The sequence below is a fragment of the Streptomyces purpureus genome, from assembly GCF_014648195.1.
Classification (GTDB): Bacteria; Actinomycetota; Actinomycetes; order Streptomycetales; family Streptomycetaceae; genus Streptomyces; species Streptomyces purpureus.
Genome location: NZ_BMQQ01000003.1, coordinates 121,984 through 143,725 on the forward strand (window position 1 = coordinate 121,984; position 21,742 = coordinate 143,725).

Sequence of the window (21,742 nt, forward strand, 5' to 3'; positions counted from 1 at the left end):
CCACCATGAGCGTTGTCACCAATACGACCACCATCGGCGCGATCGAGTTGCCGAGCCGGCGCAACACGGAGTTGCTGCTGCTCGGTTTCGCGGTCGTCATCCCGGTGTTCGCGTACCTGAACGTGGGCCTGGCCATCGACGGCAAGGTCCCGCCGGGCATGCTCGGTTACGGGCTGGGTCTGGGGCTGCTGGCGGGCGTGGCGCATCTGGTGGTGCGCAAGTTCGCGAAGTACGCGGATCCGCTGCTGCTGCCGCTGGCGACGCTGCTGAACGGCCTGGGGCTGGTGCTGATCTGGCGGCTGGACCAGTCGCCGCGGATCATCGCGCGGTACAAGACGTTCAGTCCGGACGCGCCGAACCAGCTGATGTATTCGGCGATCGGTGTGGCGCTGTTCCTGCTGGTGCTGATGTTCCTCAAGGACCATCGGGTGCTGCAGCGCTTCACGTACATCTCCATGATGGTGGCCATCGTCCTGCTGCTGCTGCCGCTGGTGCCGGGGCTGGGCGCGGATGTGTTCGGCGCCAAGATCTGGATCCGGATCGGGCCGTTCTCGATCCAGCCGGGAGAGTTCGCGAAGATTGTGATCGCGGTCTTCTTCTCCGGCTATCTGATGGTGAAGCGCGACGCGCTCGCGCTGGCCAGCCGCCGTTTCCTGGGGCTGTATCTGCCGCGTGGCCGTGACCTGGGCCCGATCCTCACGATCTGGGCGGTCAGCCTGCTCATCCTGGTCTTCGAGAACGACCTCGGTACGTCGCTGCTGTTCTTCGGCATGTTCGTGATCATGCTGTACGTGGCGACGGAGCGGACCAGCTGGATCGTGATGGGTCTGCTGATGGCGGTGGGCGGCGCGGTCGTCGTCGGCTCGTTCGCCACGCACGTGCAGTCCCGTGTCGCCGCGTGGCTCGACCCGTTCGAGTGCCTGAAGACGGCCCCCGAGAGGTCGAACATGGCGGCCGCGTGCGACCAGATGACGCAGGTGCTGATGTCGTTCGGCTCCGGCGGTGTGCTCGGCACCGGCCTGGGGCAGGGCAATTCCGACCTGATCGGCTTCGCCGCCAACTCGGACTTCATCTTCGCCACGGTCGGCGAGGAGCTCGGCCTGACCGGTGTGATGGCGTTCCTGCTGATGTACGGCCTGATCATCGAACGCGGTATCCGTACGTCCCTGGCGGCCCGCGACCCGTTCGGCAAGCTGCTCGCGATGGGTCTTTCCGGCGCCTTCGCGCTGCAGATCTTCGTCGTCGCCGGCGGTGTGATGGGGCTCATCCCGCTGACCGGTATGACGATGCCGTTCCTGGCGTACGGCGGTTCCTCCGTGATCGCGAACTGGGCGCTGATCGCCATCCTGATCCGTATCAGTGACACCGCCCGCCGCCCCGCGCCGGCTCCCGCCCCGTCCCCCGACGCCGAGATGACCCAGGTGGTCCGACCGTGAACAAGCCCCTGCGCCGGGTCGCGATCTTCTGCGGCCTGCTGGTCCTCGCCCTGCTGCTGCGGGACAACTGGCTCCAGTACGTCCGGGCCGACGAGCTCAACTCGCACCAGAAGAACCGCCGGGTCACGATCGAGCGGTACGCCAACGAGCGCGGCAACATCATCGTGGACGGCAAGCCGATCACCGGCTCCGTCGACTCCAAAGACCCGTACTACCGGTTCAAGCGGACCTACACCGACGGTCCGATGTGGGCGCCGGTGACGGGCTACGCCTCGCAGGCCTACGACGCCAGCCAGATCGAGAAGATCGAGGACGGCATCCTCACCGGCAACGACGACCGGCTCTTCTTCGACCGCACGCTGGCGATGTTCACCGGTGAGAAGAAGACCGGCGGCAACGTCGTGACGACCCTGAACGGCGCCGCCCAGAAGGCCGCCTTCAAGGGGCTGGGTGACAAGAAGGGCGCGGTCGCCGCGATCGACCCGAAGACGGGCCGGATCCTGGCGCTGGCGTCCACGCCGTCGTACGACCCGTCCTCCTTCGCCGGCTACTCCGGCAAGGACGAGAAGGCCTGGGTGGCGCTGGAGAACGACCCGGACAAGCCGAAGCTGAACCGGGCGCTGCGTGAGATCTACCCGCCCGGTTCCGTCTTCAAGGTGGTGACGGCGGCCGCGGCGCTGGAGCACGGCCAGGTCACCGACATCAACGCGGCGACCGACACCCCCGAGCCGTACAACATCCCGCTGTCGCGGGTGCCGATGAAGAACCACGCGCAGGGCTGCAAGAACGCCAGCCTGAACAAGGCGCTGGAGGTCTCCTGCAACTCCGTCTTCGCCAAGCTGGGTGACGAGGTCGGCCGCGAGAAGATGGTGGAGACGGCGGAGAAGTTCGGTTTCAACGCCGAGCAGTTCGTGCCGATCCGCGCGGTGGCCTCGGTCTACGACAAGAAGATGGACCGCGGTGGCAACGCGCAGTCCTCGATCGGCCAGTTCAACACCGCGACGACGCCGCTGCAGATGGCGATGGTGGCCGCGGCGGTCGCCAACGACGGCAAGCTGATGAAGCCGTACATGATCGACAAGCTGGAGTCTCCCAAGCTCGACGTGGTCAAGACGACCGAGCCGGAGGAGATGAGCCGGCCGATGTCGCAGAAGAACGCGCAGCTGGTGCAGCAGATGATGGAGAACGTCGTCAGCAACGGCACCGGTGGCAAGGCCGACGTCGACCGCCCCGGTGTCAAGGTCGGCGGCAAGACGGGTACGGCGCAGCACGGTGTCGGCAACAAGAAGCGCCCGTACGCGTGGTTCATCTCATACGCCAAGACGGACAGCGGCTCCCCGGTCGCCGTCGCCGTGATCGTCGAGGACTCGGCCGGCACCGCCCGTGACGACATCAGCGGTGGTGGGCTGGCCGCGCCGATCGCCAGGGACGTGATGGAGGCGGTTCTCGACAGCGGGAAGTGACGGCGGGCCGTTACGGGCGCGGTCGTGTACCGGTGTGGTATCAGGTGCCGGTCGCGGACGAAGCGGCTGCCTGTGGCCGGTAGCGTATGCGCGAACAGCACACCGCCGGATCACACACACGGGTGCGGTCGGGACAGACGGAGAGGGCTGGATTAGCTATGGAAGAGCCGCGTCGCCTCGGCGGCCGGTACGAGCTGGGCTCGGTGCTCGGCCGCGGTGGCATGGCCGAGGTGTACCTCGCCCACGACACCCGGCTCGGCCGCACCGTCGCCGTGAAGACGCTGCGGGCCGACCTCGCCCGTGACCCGTCCTTCCAGGCCCGGTTCCGCCGAGAGGCCCAGTCGGCCGCCTCGCTCAACCACCCGGCGATCGTCGCGGTCTACGACACCGGCGAGGACTACGTCGACAACATCTCCATCCCGTACATCGTGATGGAGTACGTCGACGGCTCGACGCTGCGGGAGCTGCTGCACTCCGGTCGCAAGCTGCTGCCGGAGCGGACGCTGGAGATGACGGTCGGCATCCTGCAGGCGCTGGAGTACTCGCACCGCGCCGGCATCGTGCACCGGGACATCAAGCCGGCGAACGTGATGCTGACGCGTACCGGCCAGGTCAAGGTCATGGACTTCGGTATCGCCCGCGCGATGGGCGACTCCGGCATGACCATGACGCAGACGGCGGCCGTCATCGGCACGGCGCAGTACCTCTCCCCGGAGCAGGCCAAGGGCGAGCAGGTCGACGCCCGCTCCGACCTGTACTCCACCGGCTGTCTGCTGTACGAGCTGCTGACGGTCCGGCCGCCGTTCGTGGGTGACTCCCCGGTGGCGGTCGCGTACCAGCACGTACGGGAGGAGCCGCAGCCGCCCAGCAACTTCGACCCCGAGATCACGCCCGAGATGGACGCGATCGTGCTGAAGGCGCTGGTCAAGGACCCGGACTACCGCTACCAGTCGGCCGACGAGATGCGGGCCGACATCGAGGCGTGCCTCGACGGTCAGCCGGTCGCTGCGACGGCGGCGATGGGCGCGGCCGGCTACGGCGGCTACCCGCCGGAGGACCAGCCCACCACGGCGCTGCGGCAGGCCGACCCGGCCGGGCAGACGTCGATGCTGCCGCCGATGGGCCCGGACGACGGCTACGGCTACGACGACCGTCCGGCGCGCCGCCGGCAGAAGAAGTCGAGCACGTCGACGGTCCTGCTGGTGCTCGCGGGCATTCTGGTGCTGGTGGGCGCGGTGCTGATCGGCCGCTCGCTGTTCGACGGCAAGGACGGCGCGGATCAGGTGGCGGTGCCACAGCTGATCGGCAAGACGGTGAAGCAGGCCGAGGAGCTGGTCGGCAATGCCGGGGTGAAGGTGGCCCAGTCCGGGTCGGAGCGCTGTGACCAGCCCAAGGGCAGCATCTGCAAGCAGACCCCGGCGGCGGACAACGGCGCGATGATGGACACCGGCGCGACGATCCAGGTGATCGTCTCGGAGGGTGCGCCGACGATCGAGGTCCCGGACGTCACGGAGAAGTCCGAGGAGAACGCCAAGCAGCTGCTCGAGGCAAAGGGCTTCAAGGTCGAGGTCAAGCAGGAGGAGTCGGACGAGGAGCAGGGCACGGTCCTGAGCCAGAACCCGACCGGTGGCTCCCAGGCCGAGAAGAACACCCCGGTGACGATCACGGTCGCCAAGAAGGCCCTGAAGACGGTTCCGCCGGTCGTCGGCTCGAACTTCGACTCCGCCAAGCAGCAGCTGGAGACGTTGAAGTTCCAGGTCGCCAGGGTCGACGTGGACTCGGACAAGCCGAAGGGCGAGGTCCTGGAGCAGGACCCGGCGGGCGACTCCAAGGCCGCCGAGGGCACGCAGGTGACGCTGAAGGTCTCCAAGGGCCCGGCGCAGCAGCAGGTGCAGATCCCGGCGGACATCGCCACGAAGAAGTACCGGGAAGTGAAGAAGATCCTGGAGGACATGGGTCTGGTCGTCACCCTGGCCCCGGGCTCGGTGGACAAGCCGGGCGCGACGGTCGTGACCAGCAACCCGGCCCCGGGTTCGACGGTCAACACCGGTACCTCGGTGGCCCTGCTCACCGCGGAAAGCGGGGACGGCGGGGACGGCAACGGAGGCACGATCTTCGGCCAGGGCTTCGGCCGCGGCGGGGACTAGGCCCAAAGCAGAAGGAAAGGGCCCCGGTATCCGTTCGACACGGATACCGGGGCCCTTTCCTTCTGCGTCGTGAGCGCGTGCCGCCCGGTCAGAGCCGGAGCTCGGCGGGCGGGGTGCGGTCGCGGTCGACCTTCTCCGTGCGTTCCAGCTCGCCCCAGACGATGTAGCGGTAGTCGGAGGTGTAGATCGGCGTGCAGGTCGTCAGGGTGATGTACCGGCCCGCCTTGGTCCTCCCCGATTCCTTCGGTATCGGGTCGAGGACCTTCACGTTGTACTTCGAGGTCTCCGGCAGCGTCTTGTAGACCTTGTAGACGTACCAGACGTCCTTCGTCTCAAAGACGATCGAGTCACCGTTCTTCAGCTTGTGGATGTTGTGGAACTTGGCGCCGTGCCCGTCGCGGTGTGCCGCGAGCGTGAAGTTGCCGCGCTTCGCCGACGGGAGGGCGGCGGCCACCGGGTCCGTGTAGTAGCCGGCGACGCCGTTGTTCAGGGTCTTGGGGTCGGTGCCCCGCTTGACCAGGACCTCGCCGTTGCCCATCGCCGGTACGTGCAGGAAGCCGATGCCGTCCTTGGTGTCGAGGGCGCCCGGGCCGCCGGCCCAGCGGTCGCGGACCTGGCTGATCTCCTTGTCGGCCGCCCGGTCGGCGATGACGTTGGTCCACCACAGCGAGTAGACGACGAAGAGGCCGAGCACCACACCCGCGGTGATCAACAGTTCGCCGAAGACGCTGATGATGCCGGCGATCCGGTCGCGCGCACGTGCCACTCTTCTGTCCCGTCGTTTCAGGCCCAGGGTTTCTGGGGTGTCAGCCTACGAGCGCGTCCGGTTTCCCCTTGCTGCGCGGGCGTTCCTCGACCATCTTGCCCCACACGATCATTCGGTACGTACTGGTGAACTCGGGGGTGCAGGTGGTGAGTGTGATGTAGCGGCCGGGCTGGGTGAATCCTGAGCCCGGCGGGACCGGGCCGATCACCGCGACGTTCGACGGTGAGGTCTGCGGGAGGATGCTCGCCATCGCGTAGGTGTAGTACGCGTCCTGGGTCTCAACCACGATCGGGTCGCCCGGGGAGAGCTGGTTGATGTAGCGGAACGGCTCGCCGTGAGTGTTGCGGTGGCCCGCGACCGCGAAGTTGCCCTGTTTGTCGGAGGGCATGGCGGTCTTGAGGGCGCCCTCGGAGTAGTGGCCGACCATGCCCCGGTCCAGGACCTGGGACTTGCTGATGCCTTCGGCGATCGGCACGACGACGTCAAGCTTGGGGATGTGCATGAGGGCGAAGCCCTGACCCGGCTCGAAGGCATCCGGTTTACGGCCCTTGGCCCAGTCGTCGGTGATGCGGTTCTTCGCCTTGTCGACCTCGAGACCGGCCTGCACATTGGTCCACCACAGCTGGTACGTGACGAACAGCAGCATCACCACGCCGAAGGTGATGAACAGCTCGCCGACGAACCGGCTGGCGATCACGCCGAGGCTCTCCTTGGCCGCCCGGGCGGCCCGCCGGGCCTCCACCCGGGTCAGCGGTCTCCCCGGGGCCGGATCGGGCGGTGGAGGGGCGGCGGCGCCCCTGCGGCCGCGCGCCTTGGCGGCCCTGCGCCGCTCGGCCCGCCCCGGCCCGAGGTCCGGCAGGGGCGCGGGCTCCGGCTCCGGGGCGGGGGCCGGATCGGGTTCGATTACCGGCTCCGGGCTCGGCCAGGGCTCCGGCTCCGGGGTCCCCTGGCCGTAGGCGTCCGGTTCGTACGGACCGGGGTCGTACGGACCGGGGTCGTACGGGCCCGGTGGTATCGGGTCGTAGGCCTGCGGCGCGGGCTCGTACGGCTGCGGGGCCGGCTGCCCGTACTGCTGCGGGGCCGGCTGCTCGTACAGCTGCGGGGTCGGCTGCTCGTACAGCTGCGGCACGGGCTGTACGGGCTCGTACGGCTCCTGCCCGTACGGTCCGGGGTCCGGCCGCTGGGGCTCCTGCGGGGGATTCGTCGCCCGGAACCACGGCGACCCCGTCGTCACGCGATTGCCTTGCCCACCACCGGCGCGAGCCCGGCCGATCGCTCGACCGCCCCCCGGTCGCCGCACTGCTCCAGCCAGTTGGCGAGCATCAGGTGGCCGTGTTCGGTGAGCACCGACTCGGGGTGGAACTGCACGCCTTCGACGGCCAGTTCACGGTGGCGCAGCCCCATGATGATGCCGTCCTCGGTGCGGGCCGTGACCTCCAGCTCGGCCGGCAGGTCGGCCGGCTCGGCCGCCAGGGAGTGGTAGCGGGTCGCGGTGAACGGCGAGGGGAGCCCGGCGAAGACGCCCTTGCCCTCGTGGGTGACCGGGGAGGTCTTGCCGTGCAGCAGCTCGGGGGCGCGGTCGACGACGCCGCCGTACGCCACCGCCATGGACTGCATGCCCAGGCAGACGCCGAAGACCGGGACACCGGTGTCGGCACAGTGCCGGACCATGTCGATGCAGACACCGGCCTGTTCGGGCGCGCCGGGGCCGGGTGAGAGGAGGACCCCGTCGAAGCCGTCCTGGGCGTGTTCGAGGGCCACCTCGTCGTTGCGCAGCACCTCGCATTCGGCGCCGAGCTGGTACAGGTACTGCACGAGGTTGAAGACGAAGCTGTCGTAGTTGTCGACGACGAGAATCCGCGCGCTCACTGGCCGTCCACCGTCACATCGTTGAACGGAAGCAGGGGCTCCGCCCAGGGGAACACATACTGGAACAGCACGTAGACAACCGCGAGGGCGAGCACGAGTGAGGTGAGTGCCTTCACCCACGCGTTGCCCGGCAGATGCCGCCAGATCCAGCCGTACATGACGTCCGCTGGTCCTTCCTGTGGTGTCCCTTCGGTACCGCACCAGACTAAGGGGCGAGAGGGTCTCGTGGGTCAGCTGTCCAAAGCTTCGGGTCTTCCGGCCGTCACGGGCCTGGTCGCGTCGAGGTGGGCCCAGACGATCAGCCGGTGGCTGCTGCCCCATTCGGGCTCGCAGGTGGTGAGGGTGAGGTAGCGGCCGGGTCCGGCGTAGCCGGAGGCGCGGGGGACGGGGTCGATGACGCCGATGTCGGTGGGGACGGTCCGGTAGGGCTTCGTGTCGACGCGGTACGTGAACCAGGTCGTGCCGTCGGTCAGGACGATCGCGTCGCCGGGGCGGAGCCGGGGGACGTCCTTGAAGGGGTCGCCGTGGGTGCGGCGGTGGCCGGCGACGGCGAAGTTGCCCCGTTCGCCGAGGCGGGCGGTGGGGGTGTAGTGGCCGAGTCCCTTCTTCAGGGTGGCGGTGCGGGTGCCTTCCAGGACGGGCCATTCCCAGTCCTTGCCGAAGCGGGGTACGTACATGACGGCGAGGCCCTTGCCGTCCTCGTAGGGCTTGGGTGGCGGGGGTCCCGCGGCGGGCTGCCGGGCGGGGACGTCCTGGCCGGCCCACTGGCGCTGGAGGGTGTCGAGCTGTCCGTCGGTGGCGGCGCCGGCCTGGACGCCGGTCCAGTGCAGGACGTAGACGACGAAGAGGAGGATCAGGGTGCCGGTGGTGATGCATGCCTCGCTGAAGGCCTTCACGACCAGTCGCACCGGGGCCTCCCGCGCTAACTCACCGGTTTCGCGTAGTGGAGATCCACTGTGCCCGAGTAGCCGGGAAGAGTCACCGCCTCGTGCTCGTCGACTTTCCAGCCGAGGCCGTAGGCCTTCACGTAGAGCTGGTAGTTCTGGATGGCCGGGGAGGCCGTGAGGGCCTTGTTGAGCGTCCGGGTGTCACCGACTGCGGTGATCTTGTAGGGCGGGGAGTAGACGCGGCCCTGGAGGATCAGGGTGTTGCCGACGCAGCGGACGGCGCTGGTGGAGATGAGCCGCTGGTCCATGACCTGGATGCCGGTGGCGCCGCCCTTCCACAGGGCGTTGACGACGGCCTGCAGGTCCTGCTGGTGGATGACCAGGTCGTTGGCCTGCGGTTCGGGGTAGCCGGGGGCGGCCTGGGCGCCGGGCGGGGCGTCGTTGAGGGTGACGGTGAGGCCGGAGCCGGCGACCTTGGTGGTGCCGGCGGCCTGCTCAAGGGCTGCGAGCTTGCGGTCCTCGGCCTTGGTGGAGCCGTCCTGGCGGCGGGCGGACTCGGCGGCGCGGTCGACCTCGGCGCGGACCGCGGCGGTGGACTTGTCCAGCTCGGCGTTCTTGTGGCTGCGCTCCTGGATCAGGTCGGAGAGGCGCAGCAGGGAGGCGTCCGTGCGAATGTTGGTGCCCTTGGCGGTGTTGAAGCTGGTGACGAAGATCAGACCGGCGAGGGCGAAGACGGCAGCGGTGAGCAGCCGGACGGGCCTCCAGAATGGACGCCGGACCGGCCCTTGGGGGGTGTCGGCAGAATTGCTCAACGTACCCTTCTCCTACTCGGCGCCGCGGAAGCACTACGCTAACGGACGCCCGGGGGAGGCAGAGATCCCCCTTGCTCCCGCCCCGGCGCCAGCCACATTTATCTGCGCGGTCACGCAGCGCATCGACAGGAGAGTCCCTCGTGCCGAAGTCACGTATCCGCAAGAAGGCCGACTTCACGCCGCCGCCCGCCGCGAAGCAGGCGACCAACATCAAGCTCACCTCGCGCAGCTGGGTGGCTCCGGTGATGCTGGCGCTGTTCCTGATCGGGCTTGCCTGGATCGTGGTCTTCTATCTCACCGACGGCACGCTGCCGATCAAGTCCCTGCGGAACTGGAACATCGTGGTGGGCTTCGGCTTCATCGCCGGTGGCTTCGGTGTCTCCACGCAGTGGAAGTAGCGGCCGCGGCGGCCTGTTGCCGGTAGCGGTCCGGCAGGCTGCCGGTCAAGCCTTGCCCTGAGGTTATCCACAGCGTTGTCCACACTGGGGAAAAGGTCAGACGATCTGTGGATAACTCACATGGCGTTGACGCCGGTGTGACTGCGGCGGCCTCTTGGGTGAATCGCTTCGCCCCTTGCCCCTCCTGGGAAAACCCAGTTCAGGGGCGAGGGGCGCAGCTGTTTCCGGCGCAGTGCACAAGATCCGCCACACGCTGTGGACAACTTTGGGGAAAGCTTGCGCTCAGCTGAGCGCGCCGGTCCTCAGGAGCACCATCACCACGTTCGCCAGCAGGATCAGCCCACAGGCCGTGTACTGCACCAGTCGGCGCCGCTCGCGCGGTGCGTGCACCAGGGCGGCGGCCACCAGCGCGCCGCCGACCAGGCCGCCGATGTGCGCCTCCCAGGAGATCCCGGGGCGGGTGAAGGTCAGCAGCAGGGCGAGGGCGACGAACAGCAGCACGGGCCCCATGTCGTGCGCGCGGCGGCGGGCGAGCACGGCCATGGCGCCGATCAGGCCGAAGACGACGCCCGAGGCGCCGAGCGAGGGCTGGTTCGGCGCGGCGATCAGATAGACGAGGGCGCTGCCCGACAGGCCGGAGAGCAGGCACAGGGCCGCGTAGCGGGCGCGGCCGAGCTCCGGCTCGACCATGCCGCCGATGACCCACAGGCCCAGCATGTTGAAGGCGAAGTGCATGAACTCCTGGTGCAGCACCGTCGCGGTCAGCAGCCGGTACCACTCGCCGTCGGCGACGCCGACGACCTCACCGAGGGCCGGGCTGAAGGCGTAGCCGATCAGCTCGGTCTCCGCGACGAAAACCTCACCGGCGGCGAGCACCGTCAGGAACACGGCGAGATTGATGCCGATGAGGATCTTGGTGACGAAGCGGGGGTCGGCGGCGATGGTGCCGCCGGCGATCGTGCGCGGCTTGTTGGCGTCGCGCGCATGGCCCGTACCGGATCCGCCGCGGACGCAGTCGGGGCACTGGAAGCCGACCGAGGCGGAAACCATGCAGTCGGGGCAGATCGGCTTCTCGCAGCGCGTGCAGCGGATACCGGTCTCCACGCCCGGGTGGCGGTAGCAGCTCGGCAGTGAATGCGCGCCGCCCTGCGGCTCCTGCCCACTGCCCGGCGCCTGCTCCATCGAGCTCCCCTTCTTCCTGCGGTCAGCCAGCACACCGCCCCGCTCATCCATACGGACGGGCGGGGCGAAAAGGTTCCCGGTCGGTCAGCGGGTTTCGGCCTGCTGGCCGGTCAGCGGGTCTCGATCTCGACCGACTCGATGACGACGTCCTGGACCGGGCGGTTGGTGCTCGGGTTGGTGTCGACGGCGGCGATCTCGTCCACGACCTTCCGGCCGGCCGCGGTGCTGACCTCGCCGAAGATCGTGTGCTTGCGGTTCAGCCAGGTGGTGGCCCCGACCGTGATGAAGAACTGGGAGCCGTTGGTGCCCGGGCCGGCGTTGGCCATGGCCAGCAGGTACGGCTTGTCGAAGGCGAGCTCGGGGTGGAACTCGTCGGCGAACTTGTAGCCGGGGCCGCCCGTGCCGTTGCCCAGCGGGTCACCGCCCTGGATCATGAACCCCTCGATCACGCGGTGGAAGACGGTGCCGTCGTAGAGGCGGTCCGTGGTCTTCTCACCGGTCTCCGGGTTGGTCCACTCACGCTCGCCGAGGGCCAGCTCGACGAAGTTCTTGACGGTCTTCGGAGCGTGGTTCGGCAGAAGCCGGATCTCGATGTCGCCCCGGTTCGTCTTGAGGGTGGCGTAAAGCTGCTCGGCCACGGTGCGCCTTCCGGTGAGTCTGATCGGTCGTCCTGACGTCTTCGACGTCCTCAGATCCTCGCACGATTGCCCCGGATGCCCGTCCCGCATGCCGGAGCCGGAGTCACGAGGCATGATTTCAAAATGGGTGGAAAGGCGAAATACCGACACCACCACCGAGGAGGAGGATCCCGTGACCCGCAAGGACAGCGTGCGCGCCGCGACCGCCACGGCCAAGGACAGCGTGCGTCATGCCGCGGACGTGGTGGCGCCCTACGCCGAGACGGCCAAGGACCAGGCTTCGCACTACGCGCATGAGGCGCGCGTGCGGCTGGGGCCGAAAGTCTCCATGGCGGCTCATCAGGCCGCTTGTCAGGCCAAGGCGCAGTATGGCGCCCATGTGGCACCGCTTGTTCCGGAGCGGATCGACGAGGCCGCGCACCGTGCCGCGGTCCGGACCCGCAGGGCCGCCCGTCAGGCGGCCGATTTCACCGTTCCGCGTGTCGAGCACGCGGTCGCCACGGCCCAGCCGGTGATGGCGGAGGCCGGATCGCGTTCCACCGCGGCACTGGCCGCGCTGCGCGGTCAGGTCACGGCGAAGGACATTCGTAAACTCGTCAAGATGCATGAACGCCGGGCCAGGGCCGGGCGTATCGGCAAGGGGCTCGCCGTCCTCGGCGTCCTCGCCGGCGGCGCCTTCTGCGCCTGGAAGTGGTGGGACAAGCAGGCCAACCCTGACTGGCTGGTCGAGCCGCCCGCGCCTACCGAGCTCTCCGAACGGGACACCATCTCCTCAGTCGACGGCACGGACCGTACCGAGCGGACCACGCTCGACCCTGAGGTGGAGGCGAAGCAGGCCGAATCCGATTCCGGGTCCGAGCCGGGGAAGGATTCCCCGAAGCGGGACGACCGCCGCTGAGTGCGACTGGGGATGTCCGGGGCTTCCGCGGCCGAGTGAGGCCGGGTGGGGCCTGCTCAGACCGCGGCGAGCGCCGGCTCGTCCAGGGCCGGGTCGGTCTCGGCCGGCCCGGCGGGCAGGTGACGGACCGAGGGCGAGGAGCCGTGCGCCTCGGCGCCGATGCGCTGCTTGATCGTGGGCGGCAGGGACCGGTCGCGGGGCATCGGCGCCCGGTACACCGCCTGGGCGGGTACGGGAGCGGCGGCGCGCTTCGACCGTACGGGCGCGGCGGGGGCGGTGGGGCTGGTGGGGCCCTCCGGGCGGCGTACGGGCGTCCGGAGGGCCGGGGCGGCGGTGCCCGTCAGGCCGACGGAGGCGAACAGGGCGACGAGAAGAGAGACGAAGGCGGTCCAGAACTGCTTGACCTTGACGGCGGCCATGGCTCCTCGCTTTCGATCGAGACCGGTTTATATGGCTTAGTTCGGGTTGCGCGATCTACATACCTTTCTCATGATGTGTACGCCTCCGGGGATTCCGGGGAGCGACGCCGTGCGCGCGCAGATCTTCCGATGAACACCACCCGTACGGCGCAGCCCGGGTGCGGAACCGGTCCCCCGGCTGTATCGCGGGTCCTGACTGAGCGGCCCGTCAGCCGTACACGACGGACCAGGGGCGGGCGCGGCTCAGAGGCGGATGCGGGACCCGATGGGGAGGTGGTCGCTGCCGGTGGCGGGCAGCGTCCAGACGTCCGTGACGGTCGCTTCCCTGGTCAGGACGTGATCGATCCTGGCCAGGGGGAAGGTCTCGGGCCAGCTGAAGGCGAAGCGGGAGCGCGGCCCGGTGACGTGCGCGGTGACCGGCCGGAGGCCGCGGTCGTCCAGGGTGCCGTTGAGATCGCCGAGGAGGATCACGCGGTCCAGCGGCTCGGCGTCGAGCGCCGCGCCCAGCAGGCCGGCGCTCTCGTCCCGCCAGGCGGAGCGCAGCCCGCCCGCCCCGATCCGTACGGACGGCAGGTGCGCCACGTAGACCGCGACCTCGCCGTGCGGGGTGCGGGCGGTGGCCCGCAGTCCGCGCTGCCAGCCGGCCGGGATGCCCTCGGGCTTGATGTCGAGGGGCCGTACGTCGCTGAGGGGGTGGCGGGACCAGAGGCCGACGGTGCCGGCGGTCGCGTGGTGGGGGTACTCCGCCGCAAGGGCCCGGGCGTACTCGGGCAGGGCGGCGGGGGTCAGCTCCTCCAGGGCGATCACGTCGGGCCTGGCCCGCAGCAGAGCGCGGGCGGTGCCGGAGGGATCGGGGTTCGCGTCGTCGACGTTGTGCTGGACCGCGGTCAGGTCGTACGGCCGGTCGGTGTGCGTGAGCGACGGTACGGCGAAGAGCACGCACCACGCCGCCAGGGGGACCAGCGCAGCCCCCAGCGCCACGGCCGACCGCCGCCGGGCCGCCAGGGCCAGCAGCACGGGCACGGCGAGCCCGAGCCACGGCAGGAACGTTTCCAGCAGGCTGCCCACCCGGCCGACCGCGTTGGGTACGGCACCGGGGAAGACCAGCAGAGCGGCGACGAGGACGGCCGCCACGGCAAGAACCACCGTGGCGCGACCACCTGCCCGCCGGCCGGCTCGGCATCCGTTCATATGGCTCCCCCCCCTGCGCCCCGGGCATACGAAGAGACCCCTCCCACCGCGTCGCGGATCGGAGGGGTCCTGCTTGTGGAGCCTAGGGGAGCCGGAGATCCCGCTCGATCCCGCCCCCGTGCTGACATGTCAGCACGCCCCCTTGATCGTTTGCGGTACGGAATCAGCTCCATACCATGGAGGCAACCTACCTGTGGAACATGGCCTTCTCATCACCTTCTGATGATGCGCTGATCACCCGATCGGCATCGGGGTCAGAGCCAACCGCGCTGGGCGGCCTTCAGACCTGCCTCGAAGCGGCTGGTGGCGTTCAAGCGCTCCATCAGGGCGGCCATCTGACGGCGTACGGTGCGCAGGGAGACGCCCAGGCGCTTGCCGGCGGCCTCGTCGGTCATGCCGGACGCCAGCAGCTTGAGCAGCTCCTGTTCCATCGGGGACACCCCGGTGGCCTCCGACGCGCTGCGGTGGTCCGAGCCGAGCGGGACGGCCGTCTCCCACGTCTGCTCGAAGAGCGTGACCAGCGGGGCCACGATCCCGGGTGCGCTCGTGCACAGGGCGCCCAGGCGGGTGTTGGCCGGGTCGATGGGGACGACGGCGGTCAGGCGGTCGAAGATCAGCATCCGTGGCGGCACGATCGGACTGGTGCGCACCTTCCCGCCGAGATCGCTGATCCAGCGTGCGTACGCAAGGGTGGCCGGGTCGTTCCTGGCGCTGTCCTGGTAGATGGTCGACAACTGCACGCCACGGGTCAGGGCGCGCTCGTCCAGCGGACGCGAGGCGTCCAGGCTCGCCTGCGACTGAGCGCCGCCCGGCTCGATGGCGAGGCATTCCTGGGTGAGGTCTCGCGCCAGCGCCTCCAGACGCTGCTGGATGGCGTCGAGACCGACCAGCCGCTCCGCACTGTCCACGACGGTGTTGGGCCGCAGCGTCGCGAACTCGGCGACGGTGCGCGCCATGGCCTCCCTGCTGCGGGCGAGTTCCGCCTGACGGCGGAGCAGGTCCGCCTCCTGACGGCGCAGCATCAGGTCGAAGCCGAACTCCGGGCTGACGGCCCGGTACATTCCCGGAGTCTCCCGGGAGGGCTGGAGCAGCTCCAGGGCCACCAGCCGGTCCAGGCAGTCGCGCACCTCGCTCTCGGACAGCGCCAGACGGTCGCTCAACTCGGCGACCCCGTCGGCCGGATGGCACAGCAGACCTCGGTAGACGGACTCCAGGGCCGGATCGAGGCCCATTTTCTTCAACACGTTCCCCCCAGGATCGTTGGCTCTGCAGGCCTTCGCTCTCGTGGGAGCCTCACCGACAGAACGATCCCCACGCTATTGCTGACAGGGCTGCCTGTCGCAGGGCACCACACGCCATCCAGGGGACCGTGCGCGCCAAGCTGCTCTATGCTCGGCAGCCGTGGTTTCACATGGACACCAGGGGACGACCTCCTCCGCTCTCACCCGACTGAACGTCAAGGCCGCGCATCTGCTCGGCGTACCCCCGAACGGGTATGGAAACCTGCTGGGTCTGTCCCCTGAGTACCTCGACGACGATCTGTGCCGGACCCCCACGGTCACGACCATCCGGATCGCGGAGCTGAGCACCGTCCGCACCCCCTGGACAGAGCTGTCCGCGCTGCTGGCGCAGCAGTCGGGCATCGGCACCCTGGGGGTCTGGGACTACCTGATCACCTCCGCAGCCACCCCGCTCGAAGGGATCCAGGACGCCTCGACCTACCTGGCCACCATCGCCGACGTCGGCACAGACACCCTGACCATCGACGAAGACGGCGATCAGATCACCATCAGCCATGTGAACGGGGCCGACCTGACTCACGAGGCGGCCAGCGCCATCCACGCCTTCGTGCTCAGCCTGTGCCAGCGGCGTCTCAGTGAAAGCGCACAGCGCCGCCTCGTTCCCGTCAATGTCGCCCTGGCCACCGAAGCGCCCCGGCGGCACGACACCCTGACCGAGCTGTACGGCACCCGCACCATCGACTTCGAAGCACCGGTCAGCTCGGTCACCTTCCTCTCCACCGAGCTGAAGCGCCCGAACCCGCACGCCCAGCCGGGCCTGTCGGCCGTGCTTCGAAGACACGCCGAGCAGACGCTCGCCTCCTCGATCCCCCTGCACAACTGGCTGGACGTCTTCCGCACCACCCTGGCCTCGGCCCAAGGCGAGACCGCTCCGACGCTGTCCACCGCGGCGCGGCGCATGGCCGTCAGCACCCGAACCCTCCAACGCCGCCTCGACGAACACGGCACCACATGGAGCGACGAAGTCGAGACCCTGCGGCGAGCCCGTGTCACACGGCTGCTCCACGACACCGATCTCGGCATCGACGCGATAGCCGCCCGAAGCGGCTACGCAGACGCCCGCGCCCTGCGCCGGGCCGTCCAACGCTGGCACGGCACCACACCCACCGCCTTGCGCCGCACCGGCCGCGTCGCAACGACCCCTGGGATCCGCCCAGGGCGGGTTCCAGGGGTCGGGAGTGGCGGAATCGTCGCTCAGAAGAGGAGCTCTCCGGCCGGGTAGCCGTAGCCGATCTGGGTGCGGGGGCTGTAGTAGCTCGCGCCGTCGCCCTTGTACAGCCACAGGACGCCGTCGTTGGCACGGCCCACGAGGTCCGCCTTGCCGTCGCCGTCGAGGTCGCCGGGCGAGGCGAGAGCGGTGTAGATCTGCCAGCCGGTGCCGATCTGGGTGCGGGGGCTGTAGCCGTTCGCGCCGTCGCCCTTGTACAGCCACAGGACGCCCGCCGTGTCCCGCGCGATCAGGTCCGCCTTGCCGTCGCCCGAGAAGTCACCCGGGGCGACCAGGACGTCGTACCCCTGCCAGCCGGTGCCGACCTGGACGCGGGTGCTGCCTGAGAACGTGCCGTTGACGGCGTCTGCCGGGTAGCGCCACAGGGTGCCGGTGCCATCGACGGCGACGACGGCCGAGCCGTCGCGGGCGACCAGCTTCATGCCGCTCCAGCCGGTGCCGACCTTGCAGGCGCCGGCGACGCTGCCGTCGGTGCGGCCCGCGTACCGGAAGAGCCCGCCGTTCGCGTCACGCCGGAAGACCGCACCGGCGTCGTCGGCGGAGGGCCCGCAGTCCGCCCAGTACGCGGCGCCGCGCACCAGCCTGTGGTCGGAGACCGAGGTGTCCTGGGGCAGGACGTCCGCCCTGGCGCCCTTGAAGTCACGGGCGGAGAGGAAGAGGTAATCGATCTTCGAGGTGCCGAAGGTCGGCTCGCCGCTGCGGCAGCGGGTGCGCCCGTCGGAGCAGGGGGTGCCGACGAAGTGGTCCTTGTCCGTCTCGTCGGCCTCGACGAAGGCACCCCAGCCGCCGTCGTCGATCCCGGGTTCGTAGAAGTACGAAGCCGTCTTCGTGCGCGGGCTGCCGTTGAAGTCGCCGCCGAGCACCACCGGGATGCCCGCGTCCTGCCACTGCCTGGCCTGCTCGGCGAGCTTGGCGGCCTCCTGCTCACGCAGGGTGGACTGGTTCCAGTAGAGGTGCACCGAGCAGGCCCAGTTGGCGCGGCTCTGTGTGTACGTCTTCACACAGGGCACCGTGATGGGCTCGTTCTCACCGCCCACGGTCAGGTCGGCCGGGCGTGTTCGATGATGTTGGCGACGGTGTGGCTGGAGTCGGTCCAGCCGGCGAAGAGCACGACGTGCGCGTTGATGTTGTTGAGCGCGTCACCCGGCTTGAGGTCGTCCAGGCTGGCCAGCTGCGTGGAGTAGTTCGGCAGGGTCCAGGTGGTGGCGCTCGTGGGCAGATGCCATGCCATGGACACCAGGCCGGAGCAGTCGGTGCGGTACGTGCGGCCCTGCGGGTCCTTGTAGTAGGCGCGCTGGCTGTACGGGACCCCCCGGTCCACCCTGTACTGGGCGCGCTGGATCATCTCGGTGCGGCTGATCGAGCCACCGACGGTCGAGGTGGCCGTCGCCGCGGCGGTGGCGGCGGGCGTCAGCTCAGGTGACGCGGCCTGGCTCGGGGCGGTGAGGCCGAGGACGACGGCGGCCAGGGAGGCGACGACCAGGGCGGAACGGGCGGAGGTACGACGTGCGGACGTGCGCAATCTCCTCTGGGACAGGCAGGTTGAAGACATGCAGGGGGACGCCACGGCACACGGAGGCGCGGGAAAGCACGGGAAGGCGTGGAAGCCGCGGGGAGAGAGGGACTCCGGATTCTCGGAGGTGGAGTGACGAGCGGGCCGCCGGGGCTCAGGCTCGGTCGTCGTGCTCCGGGTGCCCACCGAGCAGGGAGGGAAGGAGGGCCGCGTAGCCGTGCGCGGCGATCGGTCCACGCGCCCGGGCGAGCAGGTCCCGCGCGCAGTCGAGCGCATGGGTGTCCGAGTCGGCCCTGACGAAGAGCACGGCCTCCATGCCGGCCCGGATGGGGCGGACGGTGATGTGCTCAAGTCCGATTGACGGGACCGCGTGGGCCCACAACAGGTCGTGCAGGAGGGGGGAGAAACTGCCGGCGTCGCGGCCGACGGGCTCACCCTGGAGCATGGCGCTGACGACACGCACCGAGATCAGTCCCAGCTGATGACGTCGCCCTCGGAGGCGAGCACGACGACCGACGTCGGCCGCACGTCCGACCCGATGACGTCCTGCGCCACGCCAGAACCGGCGAGGGCGAGGGCGAGGGCGCCCATGCCGGCTGCGACGGAGCGGCCGGCGGAGCAACGAACGGTGAGGCGAGCGGTCAGGCGAGCTCTGCGGAACATCGGGGTCCTCCCAAAGACACGAACGACGGTCGAATGACGGCTTTCCGGTGCCGGACTGGCGGGATTCCGTTCCCGCAGCCCCTCTCGGTGATCACCATCCTGGCGCCCGTGGAAAGCCCCGGGGAAGGGCAGACGCATGGCACCAACGAGCCTGGCACCGAGGTGCCACGAGGTGCCGCGCGGGGCGCACAGGAATGGATCTCGACGCCCCGCGGCTGTCGTGAGTGGATCACGTCGGATGGCGCCCGCCACCGAATCCGCACAGGTTCCCTGAGGGAGTGTCAGCAGAATGTCCGTTACACAGCCCCCCGTCGAGCGGGTACGCGTCACAGCGGAACCCGACTGGTACGAGTCGGCCGGTATCTCTCTCGGTATCCGCGTCGGGAACCTGGTCTTCACATCGGGACAGGCCCCGGTCGACGCCCGGGGAGCCACGGTCGGCGCCGGCGACTTCGAGGCGCAGGCCCGCCAGGCTCTCGCGAACCTGTCGACGGTACTGACGAACGCCGGCTCCAGCCTCGCCGACGTGATCAAGGCGACCGTCTTCGTCACCGATATCGCCCAGCAGGACGTCTTCGCCAAGCTGCGCGCGGAACACTTCCCGGCGAAGCCCCACCTCGCGGAGTCGTTCGTGGAGGTCTCCTCGCTCGCCAACGCCGAGTGGATGATCGAGATCGAGGCGATCGGGCTCGTCCGGGGTGCCTGAGCAGACCGCACGGCAGGCATGAAAAACACCCCTTCCGAACCACGTTTCCGCAGTTCAGAAGGGGTGTAAGGAGTGGAGCCTAGGGGAGTCGAACCCCTGACATCTGCCATGCAAAGACAGCGCTCTACCAACTGAGCTAAGGCCCCGGAACGAGACCAGAGTACCGGGTCACCCCCTGTATCCCGCAAAAGGTTTGGGACTCCCGATGAACGACCACGCTCCGTAAGATGCTCGTCGAGGTTCGCAGTGGCGAACCGCAGGGATGGGGAGACGTGATGGATGCCACACAGCAGGAAGCCACCGCCAGAGCCAGAGAGCTCCAGCGCAGTTGGTACGGGGAGCCGTTGGGGGCGCTCTTCCGTCGGCTGATCGACGATCTCGGGCTGAACCAGGCCCGGCTTGCGGCTGTGCTCGGACTGTCCGCGCCCATGCTCTCCCAGCTGATGAGCGGTCAGCGGGCCAAGATCGGCAACCCTGCCGTGGTCCAGCGGGTCCAGGCCCTCCAGGAGCTGGCCGGGCAGGTCGCCGACGGCAGCGTCAGTGCCGCCGAGGCCACCGACCGGATGGACGAGATCAAGAAGTCCCAGGGCGGCTCGGTCCTGACCGGCACCAGCCAGACCACCAACAGCTCCGGTGCGCCGACCGTGCGCCGCGTGGTGCGGGAGATCCAGTCGCTGCTGCGCTCGGTCGCGGCGGCCGGGGACATCATCGACGCGGCGGACACCCTCGCACCGAGCCACCCGGAGCTGGCAGAGTTCCTCAGGGTGTACGGGGCCGGGCGCACCGCGGACGCCGTCGCCCACTACGAGTCGCACCAGAACTGAGAGAACGCCGGGCCGGAACGGAACTGGGAGCGGGCGCAGCGCCATGGGTGAGGTCTTCGCGGGTCGGTACGAGCTGATCGACCCGATCGGACGTGGTGGGGTCGGCGCGGTCTGGCGCGCCTGGGACCACCGCCGCCGTCGCTATGTCGCGGCGAAGGTTCTGCAGCAGAGCGACGCGCACACCCTGCTCCGTTTCGTCCGCGAGCAGGCGCTGCGCATCGACCACCCGCATGTGCTCGCCCCGGCCAGCTGGGCCGCGGACGACGACAAGGTGCTGTTCACCATGGATCTGGTGAGCGGCGGGTCGCTGGCGCACGTCATCGGGGACTACGGCCCGCTGCCGCCCCGGTTCGTCTGCACCCTGCTCGATCAGTTGCTGTCCGGGCTTGCCGCGGTGCACGCGGAGGGGGTCGTGCACCGCGACATCAAGCCGGCGAACATCCTGCTGGAGGCGACCGGAACCGGGCGTCCGCATCTGCGGCTGTCCGACTTCGGCATCTCGATGCGCAAGGGCGAGCCGCGCCTGACCGAGACCAACTATGTGGTCGGAACGCCCGGTTACTTCGCACCCGAGCAAATGCTGGGCGCGGAGCCGGACTTCCCGGCCGATCTGTTCGCGGTCGGCCTGGTGGCGCTCTACCTGCTCCAGGGTCAGAAGCCCGACGCGCAGGCGCTGATCGAGTATTTCGCCGCGCACGGCACCCCCGGGGCGCCGCAGGGCATTCCGGAGCCGCTGTGGCAGGTCCTGGCGGGCCTGCTGCAGCCGGACCCGGGGGCGCGGTTCCGTACGGCCACGGGGGCGCGTAAGGCGCTCACGGCGGCGGTCGAGATGCTGCCGGAGGCGGACGGGGACGAGGAGCCCGTCGAGGTCTTCGACCAGATCGGCCCGCTGCCTGCGGGCTTCGGCCCCACCGGCCCCGAGGCCGCGGCCAGGCCCGCGCCGGCCGCCCAGGCCGACGTACCCTCCGTGGCCGGCCCGGCCGTCGCCTCGCCGCCGCCCTCGCCGTCGGAGACGGGCAGCTTCCATCTGCCTCCGCCGCCCCAGCAGCAGCCGCAGCCACACCACCAGCAGCACACACCCCCCACGCAACCGGCCGCCCCGGTCACTCAGGTCCCCGCGCATTCGGCCTCCCCCCAACCCGCCGCGCCGGACTTCTTCCAGGCCCAGACGGCCGCGGTGCCGTATCAACAAGCTCCTACTCGTCAATACACCGCCCACGGCTCTCAGGTTCCCGTCCCCGCGACGGGAGTTCCGCCCGTCGCCCAGCCGCCGGTCGCCCAGCCACCCGCACCGGCCGTGGCGAAGCGGCCGGGACCGCCCCCGAAGGTGGCGATCCCGGTGCTGTTCGTCGCGCTGGTCTGTTTCGCGGTCGGTATCTGGGCGCTGACCCAGGCCTGACG

The 21,742-nt window shown here is 69.6% G+C and carries 24 protein-coding genes and 1 tRNA gene; 9 read left to right on the forward strand and 16 right to left on the reverse strand.

Going from position 1 to position 21,742, the window contains the following annotated elements:
• Window positions 1-5 precede the first annotated feature (5 nt).
• The 3 genes from IEZ01_RS06055 to pknB all read left to right on the forward strand — a co-directional run bounded on the left by IEZ01_RS06055 (window position 6) and on the right by pknB (window position 5,046).
• Window positions 6-1,436: an FtsW/RodA/SpoVE family cell cycle protein gene (locus IEZ01_RS06055; protein WP_019887896.1), complete on the forward strand. Its 1,431-nt coding sequence runs from the start codon at window positions 6-8 to the stop codon at window positions 1,434-1,436.
• The gene (locus tag IEZ01_RS06060) at window positions 1,433-2,899 is read left to right on the forward strand and encodes a peptidoglycan D,D-transpeptidase FtsI family protein (protein ID WP_189200334.1); all 1,467 of its coding nucleotides are present in this window, start codon (window positions 1,433-1,435) and stop codon (window positions 2,897-2,899) included. Before IEZ01_RS06055 ends, IEZ01_RS06060 begins: the two co-directional genes overlap by 4 nt.
• Before the next feature lie 158 nt (window positions 2,900-3,057).
• Window positions 3,058-5,046, forward strand: a complete 1,989-nt coding sequence (gene pknB, locus IEZ01_RS06065) for a Stk1 family PASTA domain-containing Ser/Thr kinase (protein ID WP_019887894.1) — start codon at window positions 3,058-3,060, stop codon at window positions 5,044-5,046.
• A gap of 88 nt (window positions 5,047-5,134) precedes the next feature.
• On the opposite strand, the gene IEZ01_RS06070 is transcribed toward pknB, so the two are convergent.
• The 6 genes from IEZ01_RS06070 to IEZ01_RS06095 all read right to left on the reverse strand — a co-directional run bounded on the left by IEZ01_RS06070 (window position 5,135) and on the right by IEZ01_RS06095 (window position 9,380).
• A complete protein-coding gene (locus IEZ01_RS06070) occupies window positions 5,135-5,812 on the reverse strand; it encodes a class E sortase (protein ID WP_019887893.1) in 678 nt (225 codons plus the stop codon).
• Between the two features lie 40 nt (window positions 5,813-5,852).
• Complete coding sequence (locus tag IEZ01_RS06075; protein WP_189200336.1) at window positions 5,853-7,046, reverse strand: class E sortase; 1,194 nt, start codon at window positions 7,044-7,046, stop codon at window positions 5,853-5,855.
• Entirely contained in the window at window positions 7,043-7,681 is a 639-nt protein-coding gene (locus IEZ01_RS06080; protein ID WP_019887890.1) for an aminodeoxychorismate/anthranilate synthase component II, read from the reverse strand. Before IEZ01_RS06080 ends, IEZ01_RS06075 begins: the two co-directional genes overlap by 4 nt.
• Window positions 7,678-7,839: a hypothetical protein gene (locus tag IEZ01_RS06085; protein WP_019887885.1), complete on the reverse strand. Its 162-nt coding sequence runs from the start codon at window positions 7,837-7,839 to the stop codon at window positions 7,678-7,680. Before IEZ01_RS06085 ends, IEZ01_RS06080 begins: the two co-directional genes overlap by 4 nt.
• 72 nt (window positions 7,840-7,911) lie before the next feature.
• Complete coding sequence (locus tag IEZ01_RS06090; RefSeq protein ID WP_189200338.1) at window positions 7,912-8,589, reverse strand: class E sortase; 678 nt, start codon at window positions 8,587-8,589, stop codon at window positions 7,912-7,914.
• A gap of 14 nt (window positions 8,590-8,603) precedes the next feature.
• Window positions 8,604-9,380 carry a DUF881 domain-containing protein gene (locus IEZ01_RS06095; RefSeq protein WP_189200340.1) on the reverse strand — a complete coding sequence of 259 codons (777 nt, stop codon included), beginning with the start codon at window positions 9,378-9,380 and terminating at the stop codon, window positions 8,604-8,606.
• A 140-nt stretch (window positions 9,381-9,520) separates the two neighbouring features.
• Here IEZ01_RS06095 and crgA point away from each other — a divergent pair, with 140 nt between their 5' ends.
• Complete coding sequence (gene crgA / locus IEZ01_RS06100) at window positions 9,521-9,778, forward strand: cell division protein CrgA (protein WP_019887882.1); 258 nt, start codon at window positions 9,521-9,523, stop codon at window positions 9,776-9,778.
• Between the two features lie 282 nt (window positions 9,779-10,060).
• Here crgA and IEZ01_RS06105 read toward each other — a convergent pair whose 3' ends face one another.
• Together IEZ01_RS06105 and IEZ01_RS06110 are read right to left on the reverse strand one after the other, a co-directional pair.
• The gene (locus IEZ01_RS06105; RefSeq protein WP_189200342.1) at window positions 10,061-10,960 is read right to left on the reverse strand and encodes a rhomboid family intramembrane serine protease; all 900 of its coding nucleotides are present in this window, start codon (window positions 10,958-10,960) and stop codon (window positions 10,061-10,063) included.
• A gap of 110 nt (window positions 10,961-11,070) precedes the next feature.
• Window positions 11,071-11,598 (reverse strand): peptidylprolyl isomerase, encoded by a 528-nt coding sequence (locus tag IEZ01_RS06110; protein WP_189200344.1) that lies wholly within the window; start codon window positions 11,596-11,598, stop codon window positions 11,071-11,073.
• 172 nt (window positions 11,599-11,770) lie between these two features.
• On the opposite strand from IEZ01_RS06110, the gene IEZ01_RS06115 reads away from it, so the two are divergent.
• A complete protein-coding gene (locus IEZ01_RS06115; RefSeq protein WP_189200346.1) occupies window positions 11,771-12,496 on the forward strand; it encodes a DUF5324 family protein in 726 nt (241 codons plus the stop codon).
• Between the two features lie 56 nt (window positions 12,497-12,552).
• On the opposite strand, the gene IEZ01_RS06120 is transcribed toward IEZ01_RS06115, so the two are convergent.
• From IEZ01_RS06120 to IEZ01_RS06130, 3 genes are all read right to left on the reverse strand, one after another.
• Window positions 12,553-12,915: a DUF6344 domain-containing protein gene (locus IEZ01_RS06120; protein ID WP_019887875.1), complete on the reverse strand. Its 363-nt coding sequence runs from the start codon at window positions 12,913-12,915 to the stop codon at window positions 12,553-12,555.
• Window positions 12,916-13,158: 243 nt separating this feature from the next.
• Entirely contained in the window at window positions 13,159-14,106 is a 948-nt protein-coding gene (locus IEZ01_RS06125) for an endonuclease/exonuclease/phosphatase family protein (protein WP_229832732.1), read from the reverse strand.
• Between the two features lie 254 nt (window positions 14,107-14,360).
• Complete coding sequence (locus IEZ01_RS06130; RefSeq protein ID WP_189200348.1) at window positions 14,361-15,350, reverse strand: helix-turn-helix transcriptional regulator; 990 nt, start codon at window positions 15,348-15,350, stop codon at window positions 14,361-14,363.
• A 157-nt stretch (window positions 15,351-15,507) separates the two neighbouring features.
• Here IEZ01_RS06130 and IEZ01_RS06135 point away from each other — a divergent pair, with 157 nt between their 5' ends.
• A complete protein-coding gene (locus IEZ01_RS06135; protein ID WP_189200350.1) occupies window positions 15,508-16,629 on the forward strand; it encodes an AraC family transcriptional regulator in 1,122 nt (373 codons plus the stop codon).
• Here the strand turns inward: IEZ01_RS06135 and IEZ01_RS06140 are convergent.
• The 4 genes from IEZ01_RS06140 to IEZ01_RS06155 form a co-directional block, all read right to left on the reverse strand.
• Window positions 16,602-17,672, reverse strand: a complete 1,071-nt coding sequence (locus tag IEZ01_RS06140; protein ID WP_308427135.1) for an FG-GAP-like repeat-containing protein — start codon at window positions 17,670-17,672, stop codon at window positions 16,602-16,604. The genes IEZ01_RS06135 and IEZ01_RS06140 overlap by 28 nt on opposite strands.
• 2 nt (window positions 17,673-17,674) lie before the next feature.
• Window positions 17,675-18,157 (reverse strand): C40 family peptidase, encoded by a 483-nt coding sequence (locus IEZ01_RS06145; protein WP_189200352.1) that lies wholly within the window; start codon window positions 18,155-18,157, stop codon window positions 17,675-17,677.
• A gap of 145 nt (window positions 18,158-18,302) precedes the next feature.
• The gene (locus IEZ01_RS06150) at window positions 18,303-18,611 is read right to left on the reverse strand and encodes a hypothetical protein (protein ID WP_019887868.1); all 309 of its coding nucleotides are present in this window, start codon (window positions 18,609-18,611) and stop codon (window positions 18,303-18,305) included.
• A 5-nt stretch (window positions 18,612-18,616) separates the two neighbouring features.
• Window positions 18,617-18,811 (reverse strand): hypothetical protein, encoded by a 195-nt coding sequence (locus tag IEZ01_RS06155; RefSeq protein ID WP_189200354.1) that lies wholly within the window; start codon window positions 18,809-18,811, stop codon window positions 18,617-18,619.
• 289 nt (window positions 18,812-19,100) lie between these two features.
• Here IEZ01_RS06155 and IEZ01_RS06160 point away from each other — a divergent pair, with 289 nt between their 5' ends.
• A complete protein-coding gene (locus IEZ01_RS06160; RefSeq protein WP_019887864.1) occupies window positions 19,101-19,517 on the forward strand; it encodes a RidA family protein in 417 nt (138 codons plus the stop codon).
• A gap of 73 nt (window positions 19,518-19,590) precedes the next feature.
• Here the strand turns inward: IEZ01_RS06160 and IEZ01_RS06165 are convergent.
• A tRNA-Ala gene (locus tag IEZ01_RS06165) sits at window positions 19,591-19,663 on the reverse strand.
• 129 nt (window positions 19,664-19,792) lie between these two features.
• On the opposite strand from IEZ01_RS06165, the gene IEZ01_RS06170 reads away from it, so the two are divergent.
• Entirely contained in the window at window positions 19,793-20,341 is a 549-nt protein-coding gene (locus tag IEZ01_RS06170; RefSeq protein WP_028797751.1) for a helix-turn-helix domain-containing protein, read from the forward strand.
• Window positions 20,342-20,384: 43 nt separating this feature from the next.
• Complete coding sequence (locus IEZ01_RS06175; protein WP_189200356.1) at window positions 20,385-21,740, forward strand: serine/threonine-protein kinase; 1,356 nt, start codon at window positions 20,385-20,387, stop codon at window positions 21,738-21,740.
• Window positions 21,741-21,742: the final 2 nt, after the last annotated feature.